We start from the raw sequence: 12,975 nt of genomic DNA, 5'->3' as shown, positions 1-12,975 counted from the left end.
TTTGCATACTGTAAGTGAGGAAACTTTGTTGCAAAGCACTTTCTTTCGGTGTTAAAATTACGTTTATGTGAAAGATTCGGGGGTTGTAAATTTATGAGTAAACGAGACTATTATGAGGTCCTTGGACTTAGCCAGGGTGCTTCAAAAGATGAAATAAAAAAAGCGTATCGTCGTTTGGCTAAAAAATACCATCCAGACGTAAGTAAAGAAGAAAATGCAATTGAAAAGTTTAAAGAAGTACAAGAAGCATACGAAGTATTAAGCGACGATCAAAAGCGCGCGCAATATGATCAATTTGGTCATGCTGGTGCAAATCAAGGTTTCGGTGGCTTTGGCGGCGGAGGAGACTTCGGCGGTGGCTTCGGTTTCGAAGATATCTTTAGTTCGTTCTTTGGCGGCGGTGGCGGTAGACGTCGTGATCCAAATGCTCCGCGTCAAGGTGCTGACTTACAATATCAAGTTACTTTAGAGTTTGAGGAAGCTATTTTTGGTAAAGAATTAAATGTTGAGATTCCAGTAGAAGATCCATGTGATACTTGTAAAGGTAGCGGAGCGAAACCAGGAACTTCAAAAGAAACATGTAAACATTGTTCAGGATCAGGGCAAGTAAGTGTAGAACAAAATACACCATTTGGTCGTATCGTAAACCGTCAAGCTTGTGGTCATTGTTCAGGAACTGGTCAAATGATTAAAGAAAAATGTACGACGTGTCACGGTTCTGGTAAAGTACGTAAACGTAAAAAAATCAATGTTAAAATTCCAGCAGGTATTGATAATGGTCAACAAATTCGTGTATCTGGAAAAGGTGAAGCGGGCGTAAATGGCGGACCGGCAGGAGATTTATATGTTGTTGTTCATGTGAGAAATCATGAATTCTTTGAGCGTGAAGGAGATCACATTATTTGTGAAATGCCATTAACATTTGCGCAAATGGCACTTGGTGCTGAAGTGGAAGTTCCTACTGTTCATGGGAAAGTGAAGCTAAAAATTCCAGCAGGAACACAAACCGGAACAGAATTCCGCTTAAAAGGAAAAGGTGCTCCGAACGTACGTGGATACGGTCAAGGAGATCAATATGTAGTCGTTCGTGTTGTTGTACCGACGAAATTAACTTCACATCAAAAAGAGTTATTACGTGAATTTGCGGGACAAGAAGAGCAGGATGATAGTTTATTTGGAAAGCTTAAACGTGCTTTCAAAGGGGAATAATGGAAATAAAAAATGGAGTTGGTAAATTGTGAAATGGTCAGAAGTTAGTATTCATACAACAGAAGAAGCCGTAGAAGCTGTCTCTCATATTTTACATGAAGCTGGTGCTAGTGGAGTTGCGATTGAGGATCCAGCGGAGTTGACGAAAGAGCGCGAGCAACAATATGGTGAAATTTATGCACTGAACCCAGATGAATATCCGGCGGAAGGTGTATTAATAAAAGCATATTTCCCACAAACGGATTCTTTACAGGAAACGATTGCGGGTGTAAAATCATCTATTGATATGCTTCCATCTTACGACATCGAAATTGGTACTGGAAATATTACCGTTAACGAAGTCAATGAAGAAGATTGGGCTACTGCTTGGAAAAAATATTACCATCCAGTACAAATTTCTGATACATTCACAATTGTGCCGACGTGGGAAGAATATACACCAGCTTCTCCGGAAGAAAAAATTATTGAATTAGATCCAGGTATGGCGTTTGGGACAGGAACTCATCCGACAACAACGATGTGTATTCGTGCTTTAGAAAAAACAGTTCAGCCAGGTGATACTGTCATTGATGTAGGAACAGGTTCTGGTGTACTTAGTATTGCAGCGGCAAAATTAGGTGCGTCTTCTGTTCAAGCGTATGATTTAGATCCGGTTGCAGTGGAAAGTGCAGAAATGAATGTACGTTTAAATAAAACAGATGATATCGTGTCTGTTGGGCAAAATAGTCTTTTAGAAGGTATTGAAGGTCCTGTTGATCTAATCGTAGCTAACTTATTAGCAGAAATTATTCTTTTATTCCCTGAGGATGCAGCAAGAGTTGTGAAGTCGGGCGGATTATTTATTACATCGGGCATTATTGCAGCGAAGGAAAAGATAATTTCTGAAGCGCTAGAAAAAGCTGGATTTACAATTGAAGAAGTATTACGAATGGAAGATTGGGTAGCAATTATTGCACGAAATGCGTAATATAGATTTTAGTTTATAATGAAAAGGGGAGTCTCTCACTATAAGGTGAGGGACTTGCCGTTTGTTATATGAAAAAATGATAACGTTTCGTTCTTTTCGTAAGTGTTGACTTACGAAAGGAACGAAACTCTACTAAGGTGATTATATGCAACGTTATTTTGTAGAAGAGAAATATGTAAATGAGACAAGTATTCGCATTGTAGGTGATGACGTACATCATATCGCAAGAGTGATGCGTATGTCAGCTGGTGATCACATTTATTGCTGTGTAAACGGAAAAACAGCAGTATGTTCAATTGATGAAATTACCAGTGAATTTATTAATACGGCTATTGTAGAATGGGTAGAGGCGTCAAGTGAACTTCCTGTTTTCGTGACGATTGCAAGTGGACTGCCAAAAGGAGACAAGCTAGAGTTAATTTTCCAAAAAGGAACTGAGCTTGGGGCGGCCGCATTTTTACCATTTCAAGCATCTCGCTCTATTGTAAAATGGGATGCGAAAAAAGCTGATAAAAAAGTTGAGCGTTTAAGAAAAATTGTGAAAGAAGCTGCGGAACAATCGCATAGAAGCGAAATTCCAGAAGTGCATGCTCCGGCATCATTTAAGCAATTGCTTTCAATGAGCAATGAGTATGATGTATGTCTTGTTGCGTACGAAGAGGAAGCAAAACAAGGTGAGAAATCCAATTTTGCTAAAGCTTTAACGACGATGAAACCAGGCCAAAAACTATTGATTGTATTTGGACCAGAAGGTGGTTTAGCGGAGGAAGAGATTACTACGCTTCGTGAACATAAATTTGTACCATGTAGTTTAGGACCAAGAATTTTAAGAACAGAAACGGCGCCGTTATATGCGTTAAGTGCTGCTTCGTATCATTTTGAATTGATGGGGTGATGATCAATGTCAACTGTTGCGTTCCATACGTTAGGTTGTAAAGTAAACCACTATGAAACAGAGGCCATTTGGCAATTGTTTAAACAAGGTGGATATGAAAGAACTGAATATGAAAAGAAAGCTGATGTATATGTTATTAATACGTGTACAGTAACGAATACGGGGGATAAGAAAAGCCGTCAAGTTATTAGACGTGCTGTTCGTCAAAATCCGGATGCGGTTATTTGTGTAACGGGATGTTATGCACAAACATCTCCAGCGGAAATTATGGCGATTCCAGGTGTAGATATTGTAGTTGGTACACAGGATCGTGAAAAGATGTTAGGATACATTGAAGAATTCCGCAAAGAGCGTCAACCAATTAATGCGGTCCGCAACATTATGAAAACACGTGTATACGAAGAACTGGATGTACCTTATTTCACGGATCGTACACGTGCATCTTTAAAAATACAAGAAGGTTGTAATAATTTCTGTACATTCTGTATTATTCCTTGGGCACGTGGTTTAATGCGTTCTCGTGATGGAAAAGAAGTTATTAAACAAGCGCAGCAATTAGTAGATGCAGGTTATAAAGAAATCGTATTAACAGGTATTCATACAGGTGGGTACGGTGAAGATATTAAAGATTATAACTTAGCTGGATTACTTCGTGATATGGAAGCGGAAGTAGGCGGATTAAAACGTCTTCGTATTTCTTCTATTGAAGCGAGTCAGATTTCAGATGAAGTAATTGAAGTGTTAGATAAGTCTGAAGTAGTTGTACGCCACTTGCACATTCCATTGCAATCTGGATCTAATACTGTATTAAAGCGTATGCGTCGTAAGTATACGATGGAATTTTTCCAAGAGCGTTTAGATCGATTGAAAGAAGCGTTACCAGGCCTTGCGATTACATCGGATGTAATTGTTGGTTTCCCAGGTGAAACAGAAGAAGAATTCATGGAAACATACAATTTCATTAAAGAGAATCGCTTCTCTGAGTTACACGTATTCCCTTACTCAAAGCGTACAGGAACACCTGCAGCGCGTATGGAAGATCAAGTTCCTGAAGATGTGAAGAATGATCGTGTTCATCGTTTAATTGAATTATCTAACCAATTAGCGAAAGAGTATGCGTCACAGTTTGAAGGGGAAGTGCTTGAGATCATTCCGGAAGAGCAATTTAAAGAGGGCGACCGTAAAGGGTTATATGTAGGCTATACGGATAACTACTTAAAAATTGTATTTGAAGGATCAGAAGAGTTAATTGGTAAGCTAGTGAAAGTGAAAATTACGAAAGCTGGTTATCCATATAACGAAGCGCAATTTGTTCGTGTTCTTGAAGATGATGTAAAAAAAGAATCAGCAAGCGCATAAAATGAAACTTTAATCAGTGGGGTTTTTGTTCCTCCCCACTAATTATCAGCCGGATTCCTACCTAAGTTCTTTGCTTGTGCTGAATTTTGAGGTGGGGGGGCTTACTGCCCGGCAAATAGCGGAATAAAAAAAGCATGCAAACGGAAACGATTTGCATGCTTTCTTTTTTTCGTGGAGAAGTCAAGTACTGAAAAAGGCAGGTACGTCGAATGAGTAGTTGTTTCGTACATTCCTGCATTAAAAAAGATGTAATGATAAAAATATAGTTGTCTTCAGGGGAAATGGATAATAGCTATCTACGTAGCTTTTGAACAGGAAAGGGCATCTATTCTTCTTTTATTCTGCCAAATAGTTGACCTGAAGTGATAAAATGTATTATAATCGTAAAAGACATGCTGAAGAAGGGTTTCTTTTTGCATGCTGAAATTAGTATGTAAGTGTGATGTTTCGGAGGGAGGGAAAGAGAATGTCAAAAACAGTCGTTCGTAAAAACGAGTCTTTGGAGGATGCACTTCGCCGTTTTAAAAGATCGGTTTCTAAAACTGGTACACTTGCTGAAGCAAGAAAGCGCGAGTTTTATGAAAAACCAAGTGTAAAACGTAAGAAGAAATCTGAAGCGGCAAGAAAGCGTAAATTCTAAGAGAGGGTGTAAGTGATGAGTCTTCTCGGTCGTTTAAACGATGATATGAAACAAGCGATGAAGAATAAACAAAAAGAAAAATTAACCGTTATTCGTATGGTTAAGGCTGCTTTACAAAATGAAGGTATTAAACTGCAACATACTCTTACTGAAGAAGAGGAATTAACAGTTTTAGCTCGTGAAGTAAAACAGTATAAGGACTCCCTCCTTGAATTTAAAAAAGCTGGTCGTGAAGACCTTGTTAATAAACTGCAAAGTGAAATTCAGATTTTAAGCGCATATTTGCCGGAGCAATTAACAGAAGAAGAACTAGCGAATGTAATTAAGCAAGTTATTTCTGAAGTTGGTGCAACTTCTAAAGCAGATATGGGTAAGGTGATGACTGCTGTTATGCCGAAAGTAAAAGGTAAAACAGACGGATCACTTGTGAATAAGTTGGTTATCCAGCTATTAGCATAAAAAAACGTCTCATTTCGTATGAGACGTTTTTTTATGCTTTTTTTCAGTTTGGACGTGATATTACAAGCTCTTTTTTCATACATATGGGATGAGAGGGGGTCTTTTGAGATGAAAAAATTAGAACAAATGAAGAATTGGTTAACAAAGCAAATAGACCTGCCAGTGGATGTGCTAATGGATCTACCTCGGATCACGCTTGTTGGGCAAGTGCATATCTATATAGAAAATCATCGGGGTTTATTAGTGTTTTCAGATAAAGAAGTAAGATTGTTATTAAAGCACGGTCAATTATTAATTAAAGGGCAATCCTTTATTATTAAAACAATCCTTCCAGAAGAACTTTTGCTTGAAGGAATAATTGAGCAAGTGACATTTTTAGAAAACGAAAAAAAAGAGGAGTGAGGGAAACTTCCATATGTGAAGTTTTTCTTCGTTATTTTCGTGATTCGACCTTACTATTCAGTTTATCTCGCTATTTATGGGTGGTAGAACTCTTTATTTCATTTTCGTACGAGCTATTTTGCTAATTAAAGTGAAAAAAGTAGTGTGTATACTTTTGGAAAGGTAGTGGAGATAGTAGATGAAAAATAAATGGTTTATAAAGTGGCTTGGATATGTAAAAGTACGAATTGAAGGTAGAGGTGCAGAACGGTTCGTTAACGAATGTGTACGTAGAAAATTATTAGTTTGGGATGTTAAGAAAATTGCTGATGAAACGTTAGTTTTTTGTATGTTATTACGAGATGTGAAGAAAATAAAACCAATTTATAGAAAAAATGAATGTAAATTATATTTTATTGGGCGTTACGGTTTTCCTTTTTTGAATAAGCGTTTAATTAAAAATAGTGGATTCTTAATTGGTTTTTTAATTTTCTTTTTTGGCATGATTGCATTATCCAATATGGTTTGGAAAATTGAAATTACAGGAGCGAAACCTGAAACAGAATATATATTGATGAAAGAATTGGACAAAATGGGTATTAAAAAAGGAAAATTACAATTCCAAATGCCTAATGTAGAAGATGTACAACGTCATTTGACAGACAATATTAATGCGATTACTTGGGCGGGATTAGAAATAAGAGGAACGACGTACCATTTTAAAATTGTTGAAAAAAACGAGCCGAAAAAAGAAAAGGAACAAAGACCGCAAAATTTAGTTGCAAAAAAAGAAGCGATTGTGACAAAAACATTTGTTGAAGTAGGAAAACCAGTTGTCTTGAAAAATGACCATGTCGAAAAAGGACAGCTTCTCGTATCAGGGATATACGGTAATGAGGAGAGTCCGACGATTGTTTCGGCGAAAGGTATTGTATATGGAGAAACGTGGTACACATCTGAGGTGAGTGTACCACTAAAGACGCAATTTCAAGTATATACTGGCAATGCGTATAATGAGCATTACCTTACATTTGGGAGTGCGAAAATAAAAATATGGGGATTTCAACATGATAAGTATAAACGCTCTCGTACTGAAAGTGTAAAACACGATGTGAAACTATTTGGTTTTACACTGCCGATCGCGTATGAAAAAGATATTGTACGAGAAGAGGAAGAAGCGAATCGGGAATATACAGAAAAACAGGCAATGAAAGTAGCGAAAGAGATGGCTGAAAAAGAACTAAAGAAAAAATTGGATGAACATGCTATGATTGTAAGTGATAAGATTTTGAGTAAAGAGGTTGAGGCGGATCAACTAAAAGTCACATTGCATTATACTGTGATCGAAAATATTGCAGAGCCACAACCAATATCCGAATCCGATATTCAAGGAGACTGAGTAATGGCAGAACAATTAGTAGAAATGAACCAACAATTGGAAAATGCTAACGAAGCAATCGCTCTTTTTGGAGTCAATGATGCTCATTTGAAAGTAATTGAACGGGAATTGAATGTATCGATTGTAACTAGAGGTGAAACTGTTCATGCATCTGGAGCAGTTGAAACTGTGACACTCGTAGAAAAAATCTTACAGCAATTACTTGTTGTTATTCGAAAAGGTATATCAATTACTGAAAGAGATGTTGCGTATGCAATTCAGCTCGCACAACAAGGGAAAATTGCTCAATTTGAAGAGTTATATGAAGAAGAAATCTTTAAAACGGCAAAAGGTAAATCCATTCGTGTAAAAACAATGGGGCAAAGAAGATATATTCATGCAATGAAGAAGAATGATATTGTATTTGGAATGGGACCTGCTGGGACTGGGAAAACATACTTAGCTGTAGTAATGGCTGTGAGAGCTTTAAAGCAAGGGTATGTAAAGAAAATTATTTTAACGAGACCGGCTGTAGAAGCTGGAGAAAGTTTAGGTTTTTTACCAGGAGATTTGAAAGAGAAGGTAGATCCGTATTTACGTCCATTGTATGATGCTTTGCACGATATTCTTGGACAAGAATATACGCAACGTATGATGGAGCGAGGGGTAATTGAAATTGCACCTCTTGCTTATATGAGAGGGCGTACGCTCGATGATTCATTTGTTATTTTAGATGAAGCGCAAAATACAACGGGTGCACAAATAAAAATGTTTTTAACTAGATTAGGTTTTAGTTCTAAAATGGTTATTACGGGGGACCCTTCACAAGTAGACTTACCAAAAGGGGTAAAATCAGGGCTTTCGCTAGCTTCTAACATTTTATCTGGTGTATCAGGTCTTTCATTCATTACATTAGAACAAACGGACGTTGTGAGGCATCCGCTGGTGCAACGTATTATTGAGGCATATGATAAAATGGAATGATCCTATTTGTCAGGATCATTTCTTTTTGTATTAAGGTTGGCGAACGGCATATTTTTTACTATCATAAAAGATAAGAGAAATAAACTATAGGTGCTGGTGTATCAAAATGTTACTTAAAAGTATTGTTGGCTAGAAGAAATGAAAGCTATAAATAGTTTCACTTTATTTCTGGAGAGGAGAAGGTATTGAAATCATGTTAAGATCTGAAGAAATTTCTAAGTGGTTTCGTAATTTACAACATTCGAAAAAACTAAGTTGGATTTCTTACGTTTTATTAGGAGCAGTGCTGTTTTTTGCACTTATGAATAATGTAAAACCAGAGCAATTAGATGTTGATATGTATTCTATTGCAAAAAAAACAATTCATTCTCCTATTAAAATTGAAGATAAGGTTATAACGGACAGAAAAAAACAAGAGGCCGCTCAAAAAGTTGGAGATCAATATACATATAGAAGTGAATATAAACAAAATAGAGTAGATATTGTAAATGATGTTTTTGCTAAGGTAAATGAAGCAATTCAAGAGATGAAAGCTGCTGGACCTGAAGAGCAAAAAAAGATGACCGATGCAAATAAATTAGAAAAATTGAAGAAGAAGTTGCCATCTAATTTAACAAAGGAATTATCTGATGAGAATTTATTATATTTTATTAATGCAGAACCGGATCAATTAGAATTAGCAAAGAACGCGGCTCTAACGTCTATTAGTGTTATTATGGGTGGAAATATTAAAATGTCCGAAGAAATAGCAGCAAAAGAGCGATTTGTTAATGAAATGAAAAGCCTCAATGTGAATAGTGGATTGAAGGAAGCTGTGAACGCGCTAGGATCATATGCGATTACAGCAAATTATTTTTATGATCCGGCTGTAACGAAAGAGAAGAAGAAAGCGGAAGAAGATTTAATTCCACCTGTTTATATTCTTCAAGGACAAGTTATTGTTAGAGAAGGTGAAACAATTTCAAGTGATATGTATAATCAGTTGAAATTAGTCGGTTTATTAGAGAAAGGTAATAGTTTTCAGCCTTATGTTGGATTAGCAGTGCTCATTGGTGTGTTACTGTACTTTATGCATAAGCAGTTTGAAGTATTTTTACAGCGTAAAAGAGAAGATAGACCGTATATTTTAGCGTATATTACAATTTTATCTATCACGATTGTTTTAATGAAAACGATTAGTTTGTTTCAAAAGCTTGAATATGCAGGAATTGCGTATGTTGTCCCGGTTGCGATGGGAACAATACTTGTAAAACTAATGATTGGCGACCGATTTGTATTTTTAACAAGTATGATTTTTTCTGTGTGCGGAAGTATTATGTTTAATGAAGGGGTAACAAGTACACTGAATTATAGTGTAGGTATTTATGTGTTGTTAAGTTCATTATCAGTAAGCATTTTCTTAAGAGAAAAAAATCGTCGTACGATGATTTTGCAAGCTGGTATACTCGTTTCTATCTTAAATGTGGTCGTCTTAGCGGCGTTATTATTATTACGTAATGGGAATTTTTCACCTCTTGAAATTGGAACGCAATTATTGATGGCTTCCGTTTCAGGAATTATCTCATCCGTTTTGGCTATGGGGATATTACCATATTTAGAGAGTGGACTTGGAATTGTATCAAGCATGAAGCTTATGGAACTATCAAGTCCGAATCATCCGCTTTTACGTAGAATTTTGTTAGAAGCGCCAGGAACGTATCACCACAGTGTAATGGTAGCGAATCTTTCTGAGGCAGCGTGTGAAGCGGTTGGAGCAAATGGTGTATTAGCACGTGTAGGGGCGTATTATCATGATGTAGGAAAAACAGTACAACCGCAATTCTTTATTGAAAACCAGATGGGAATTGAAAATCCACATGATAAATTAGATCCTGTGACGAGTAAAGATATTATCATTGCTCATGTAACAGATGGAGTCAGAATGCTCGAAGAATACCATATTCCGCAAGAAATTATCGATATTGCTGGACAACACCATGGTACAACATTACTTAAATATTTTTATTATAAGGCGATTAAAGAAGATAAAGAAAAATATACAGAAGAGATGTTTCGCTATCCAGGATCAAAAGCAACTTCTAAAGAGTCGGCAATTGTTGGTATTGCTGATAGTGTTGAGGCGGCAGTACGTTCTATGAATCACCCAACGCCAGATCAAATTAATAATTTAGTACAAAGTATTATTAAAGATCGCCTGCAAGATGGGCAATTTAGTGAATGTGATTTGACGTTTAAGGAACTACAAATCGTTGGAAAAACGTTATGTGAAACGTTAAATGGTATTTTCCATTCGCGTATTACATATCCGGAACCACCGGAAGAGAAGGAGAAAGAATGAGTTTATTAATTGATTTCATTGATGAAACAGAAGAAGTGAAAGAAGAATATGTGAATTTAATTCGTGAGATATTAGAAAAAGCAGCTCAAATGGAAAAAATAGAGGATGGTGCGGAGTTATCAGTGACATTTGTAGATAACGAACGCATTCGCGAGATTAATCGTGATTACCGAGATAAGGATCAGCCTACTGATGTCATTTCCTTTGCTATGGAAGAAATGGGAGAAGGAGAAATGGAAATTGTAGGTGCAGAGATGCCTCGTATGTTAGGTGACCTTATTATTTCTATTCCGAGAGCGAAAGAACAAGCTGAAGAGTATGGACATTCTTTTGATCGTGAACTTGGCTTTTTAGCGTTACATGGCTTTTTACATTTACTTGGTTATGACCACATGACAGAAGAGGATGAAAAAGAAATGTTTGGAAGACAAAAAGAAATTTTAGAGGCATTTGGATTAGGTCGATGAAAAAAGGAAAACTTATAAATAGTTTTGGATATGCTATAGCAGGTATATTCTTTTGTCTTCGTCATGAACGCAATATGAAAATTCATTATGTAGCCGCAGTCATTGTTATATGCTGCGGCTTTTATTTCCATATTACGAAAGTAGAGTGGATAGTATTACTTATTGTAATAGGAATTGTAATGAGTTTAGAGATGGTAAATACGGCTGTGGAAAAAACAGTAGATTTAGCGACTACCGATAGACATCCGTTTGCGAAAATTGCAAAGGATGTCGCAGCCGGATCGGTTTTATTGTTTGCGATAATAGCCGTTATAATTGGTGCTATTATCTTTTTGCCGTATGTGGTATAGTTGCATTCCAAAGCTTTTATGAAGCTTTGAAAGTGCCGTAAAGGCCTTTAATGAGAGAGTGTATCTATTCACAGCTGTGGACAGGAAGGATGCGGGAATATGAATAGTAAACAATTAATTCAAGAAGCAATCGAAGCGCGTAAACAAGCGTACGTACCATATTCTAAATTTCAAGTAGGTGCAGCATTATTAACACAGGATGGAAAAGTATATCGTGGATGTAATGTTGAGAATGCATCATATGGCTTATGTAACTGTGCAGAAAGAACAGCTTTATTTAAGGCGGTTTCTGAAGGAGATAAAGAGTTTGTAGCTATCGCGATTGTGGCGGATACAAAGCGTCCAGTACCTCCTTGTGGAGCATGTCGACAAGTTATGGTAGAATTATGTAAACAGGATACGAAAGTATACCTATCAAATTTACATGGTGACGTTCAAGAGACGACAGTCGGAGAATTGTTACCAGGAGCATTTTTAGCGGAGGATTTACATGAATAGAAAAGGTTATAAATCAGGTTTTGTCTCTATTATTGGCAGACCGAATGTTGGGAAATCTACATTTTTAAATCGTATTATCGGCCAGAAAATTGCCATTATGAGTGATAAGCCACAAACAACTCGTAATAAAATTCAAGGCGTATATACAGAAAATGATTCACAAGTAATTTTTATTGATACACCAGGAATACATAAACCTAAACATAAATTAGGCGACTTCATGGTGAAGATGGCTCAAACGACATTAAAAGAAGTTGATATTGTTCTGTTTATGGTCAATGCAGTTGAAGGATTTGGTCGCGGTGAGGAATTCATTATTGAGAAATTAAAAGAAACGAAACAACCAGTATTTTTAGTAATTAATAAAATTGACCAACTTCATCCAGAGCAATTATTAGAGTTAATTGATCAATACCGTAAACTATATGAGTTTGCAGAGATTGTACCAATTTCTGCATTAGACGGCAATAATGTGGATGCTTTAATTGGAACAATTAAAAAGTATTTACCAGAAGGACCGCAATACTATCCAGATAATCAAGTAACGGATCATCCAGAGCGATTTATTATTTCAGAGCTTATTCGTGAAAAAGTATTACATTTAACACGTGAAGAAGTGCCGCACTCTGTAGCGGTTGTTATTGATGCAATTCAAAAACGTGAGGGCGGAGCGGTTTATATAAACGCAACGATTGTTGTTGAACGTGCATCACAAAAAGGAATTATTATAGGTAAGCAAGGAAAGATGTTAAAAGAAGTCGGTAAGCGAGCTCGTTTTGACATTGAAGCATTACTTGGTTCTAAAGTATTTTTAGAAGTATGGGTAAAAGTGCAAAAAGATTGGCGTAATAAAATGTCTCAGCTTCGTGACCTTGGTTTCCGCGAAGACGAGTACTAAAATAGAGTAAATCTGTAATCAGCGGATGTTTTGTTCATCCGCTGATTATTGGTTTTTATGAGTTTTGATAAATTAGGAAAAATTTTTCTCACATGAAAATGGACAAAATGGGTCAATTTAATAACAACAAAGGAAATTGGTTTATAGGCTAC

At 36.5% G+C, this 12,975-nt stretch carries 14 protein-coding genes; all 14 read left to right on the top strand.

Annotated elements, in window-relative coordinates; genetic code table 11:
• Nucleotides 1-93: 93 nt before the first annotated feature.
• Complete coding sequence (gene dnaJ / locus DM800_RS21370; RefSeq protein WP_000043954.1) at nucleotides 94-1,209, top strand: chaperone protein DnaJ; 1,116 nt, start codon at nucleotides 94-96, stop codon at nucleotides 1,207-1,209.
• Between the two features lie 28 nt (nucleotides 1,210-1,237).
• Nucleotides 1,238-2,176: a 50S ribosomal protein L11 methyltransferase gene (gene prmA, locus DM800_RS21365; protein WP_000872122.1), complete on the top strand. Its 939-nt coding sequence runs from the start codon at nucleotides 1,238-1,240 to the stop codon at nucleotides 2,174-2,176.
• A 145-nt stretch (nucleotides 2,177-2,321) separates the two neighbouring features.
• The gene (locus tag DM800_RS21360) at nucleotides 2,322-3,071 is read left to right on the top strand and encodes a 16S rRNA (uracil(1498)-N(3))-methyltransferase (RefSeq protein WP_064474770.1); all 750 of its coding nucleotides are present in this window, start codon (nucleotides 2,322-2,324) and stop codon (nucleotides 3,069-3,071) included.
• 6 nt (nucleotides 3,072-3,077) lie between these two features.
• The gene (mtaB, locus tag DM800_RS21355) at nucleotides 3,078-4,430 is read left to right on the top strand and encodes a tRNA (N(6)-L-threonylcarbamoyladenosine(37)-C(2))-methylthiotransferase MtaB (RefSeq protein WP_000108688.1); all 1,353 of its coding nucleotides are present in this window, start codon (nucleotides 3,078-3,080) and stop codon (nucleotides 4,428-4,430) included.
• Nucleotides 4,431-4,896: 466 nt separating this feature from the next.
• Complete coding sequence (gene rpsU, locus DM800_RS21350) at nucleotides 4,897-5,070, top strand: 30S ribosomal protein S21 (protein WP_000048061.1); 174 nt, start codon at nucleotides 4,897-4,899, stop codon at nucleotides 5,068-5,070.
• Nucleotides 5,071-5,085: 15 nt separating this feature from the next.
• Nucleotides 5,086-5,529: a GatB/YqeY domain-containing protein gene (locus DM800_RS21345; protein ID WP_000054579.1), complete on the top strand. Its 444-nt coding sequence runs from the start codon at nucleotides 5,086-5,088 to the stop codon at nucleotides 5,527-5,529.
• Nucleotides 5,530-5,637: 108 nt separating this feature from the next.
• Nucleotides 5,638-5,931, top strand: coding sequence for a sporulation protein YqfC (gene yqfC, locus DM800_RS21340; RefSeq protein WP_000732264.1), 294 nt, complete (start codon nucleotides 5,638-5,640; stop codon nucleotides 5,929-5,931).
• 178 nt (nucleotides 5,932-6,109) lie between these two features.
• Complete coding sequence (yqfD, locus tag DM800_RS21335) at nucleotides 6,110-7,309, top strand: sporulation protein YqfD (RefSeq protein WP_000792473.1); 1,200 nt, start codon at nucleotides 6,110-6,112, stop codon at nucleotides 7,307-7,309.
• Between the two features lie 3 nt (nucleotides 7,310-7,312).
• On the top strand, nucleotides 7,313-8,272 hold the full coding sequence (locus DM800_RS21330) for a PhoH family protein (protein ID WP_000840500.1): 960 nt from the start codon (nucleotides 7,313-7,315) through the stop codon (nucleotides 8,270-8,272).
• A gap of 193 nt (nucleotides 8,273-8,465) precedes the next feature.
• Nucleotides 8,466-10,610 carry an HD family phosphohydrolase gene (locus DM800_RS21325; protein ID WP_048541521.1) on the top strand — a complete coding sequence of 715 codons (2,145 nt, stop codon included), beginning with the start codon at nucleotides 8,466-8,468 and terminating at the stop codon, nucleotides 10,608-10,610.
• Nucleotides 10,607-11,077: an rRNA maturation RNase YbeY gene (ybeY, locus tag DM800_RS21320; RefSeq protein ID WP_000054689.1), complete on the top strand. Its 471-nt coding sequence runs from the start codon at nucleotides 10,607-10,609 to the stop codon at nucleotides 11,075-11,077. The genes DM800_RS21325 and ybeY overlap by 4 nt, the downstream gene beginning before the upstream one ends.
• Nucleotides 11,074-11,427 (top strand): diacylglycerol kinase family protein, encoded by a 354-nt coding sequence (locus DM800_RS21315; RefSeq protein ID WP_147787553.1) that lies wholly within the window; start codon nucleotides 11,074-11,076, stop codon nucleotides 11,425-11,427. The genes ybeY and DM800_RS21315 overlap by 4 nt, the downstream gene beginning before the upstream one ends.
• 99 nt (nucleotides 11,428-11,526) lie before the next feature.
• Nucleotides 11,527-11,925, top strand: a complete 399-nt coding sequence (locus DM800_RS21310) for a cytidine deaminase (protein ID WP_001086294.1) — start codon at nucleotides 11,527-11,529, stop codon at nucleotides 11,923-11,925.
• The gene (gene era / locus DM800_RS21305) at nucleotides 11,918-12,823 is read left to right on the top strand and encodes a GTPase Era (RefSeq protein ID WP_001080239.1); all 906 of its coding nucleotides are present in this window, start codon (nucleotides 11,918-11,920) and stop codon (nucleotides 12,821-12,823) included. The genes DM800_RS21310 and era overlap by 8 nt, the downstream gene beginning before the upstream one ends.
• Nucleotides 12,824-12,975 lie beyond the last annotated feature (152 nt).

Origin of the sequence: Bacillus sp. AY18-3, from assembly GCF_008042305.1 — a bacterium.
Taxonomy (GTDB): domain Bacteria; phylum Bacillota; class Bacilli; order Bacillales; family Bacillaceae_G; genus Bacillus_A; species Bacillus_A wiedmannii.
This window is presented reverse-complemented; position numbering and strand designations above follow the sequence as displayed.

What these genes read in the sequence shown, in the direction of transcription:
- dnaJ (WP_000043954.1), top strand. Translation starts at nt 94, where the DNA reads ATGAGTAAACGAGACTATTATGAGGTCCTTGGACTTAGCCAGGGTGCT.
- yqfD (WP_000792473.1), top strand. Translation starts at nt 6,110, where the DNA reads ATGAAAAATAAATGGTTTATAAAGTGGCTTGGATATGTAAAAGTACGA.
- ybeY (WP_000054689.1), top strand. Translation starts at nt 10,607, where the DNA reads ATGAGTTTATTAATTGATTTCATTGATGAAACAGAAGAAGTGAAAGAA.
- DM800_RS21315 (WP_147787553.1), top strand. Translation starts at nt 11,074, where the DNA reads ATGAAAAAAGGAAAACTTATAAATAGTTTTGGATATGCTATAGCAGGT.
- DM800_RS21325 (WP_048541521.1), top strand. Translation starts at nt 8,466, where the DNA reads ATGTTAAGATCTGAAGAAATTTCTAAGTGGTTTCGTAATTTACAACAT.
- DM800_RS21360 (WP_064474770.1), top strand. Translation starts at nt 2,322, where the DNA reads ATGCAACGTTATTTTGTAGAAGAGAAATATGTAAATGAGACAAGTATT.
- era (WP_001080239.1), top strand. Translation starts at nt 11,918, where the DNA reads ATGAATAGAAAAGGTTATAAATCAGGTTTTGTCTCTATTATTGGCAGA.
- DM800_RS21345 (WP_000054579.1), top strand. Translation starts at nt 5,086, where the DNA reads ATGAGTCTTCTCGGTCGTTTAAACGATGATATGAAACAAGCGATGAAG.
- yqfC (WP_000732264.1), top strand. Translation starts at nt 5,638, where the DNA reads ATGAAAAAATTAGAACAAATGAAGAATTGGTTAACAAAGCAAATAGAC.
- DM800_RS21310 (WP_001086294.1), top strand. Translation starts at nt 11,527, where the DNA reads ATGAATAGTAAACAATTAATTCAAGAAGCAATCGAAGCGCGTAAACAA.
- rpsU (WP_000048061.1), top strand. Translation starts at nt 4,897, where the DNA reads ATGTCAAAAACAGTCGTTCGTAAAAACGAGTCTTTGGAGGATGCACTT.
- DM800_RS21330 (WP_000840500.1), top strand. Translation starts at nt 7,313, where the DNA reads ATGGCAGAACAATTAGTAGAAATGAACCAACAATTGGAAAATGCTAAC.
- mtaB (WP_000108688.1), top strand. Translation starts at nt 3,078, where the DNA reads ATGTCAACTGTTGCGTTCCATACGTTAGGTTGTAAAGTAAACCACTAT.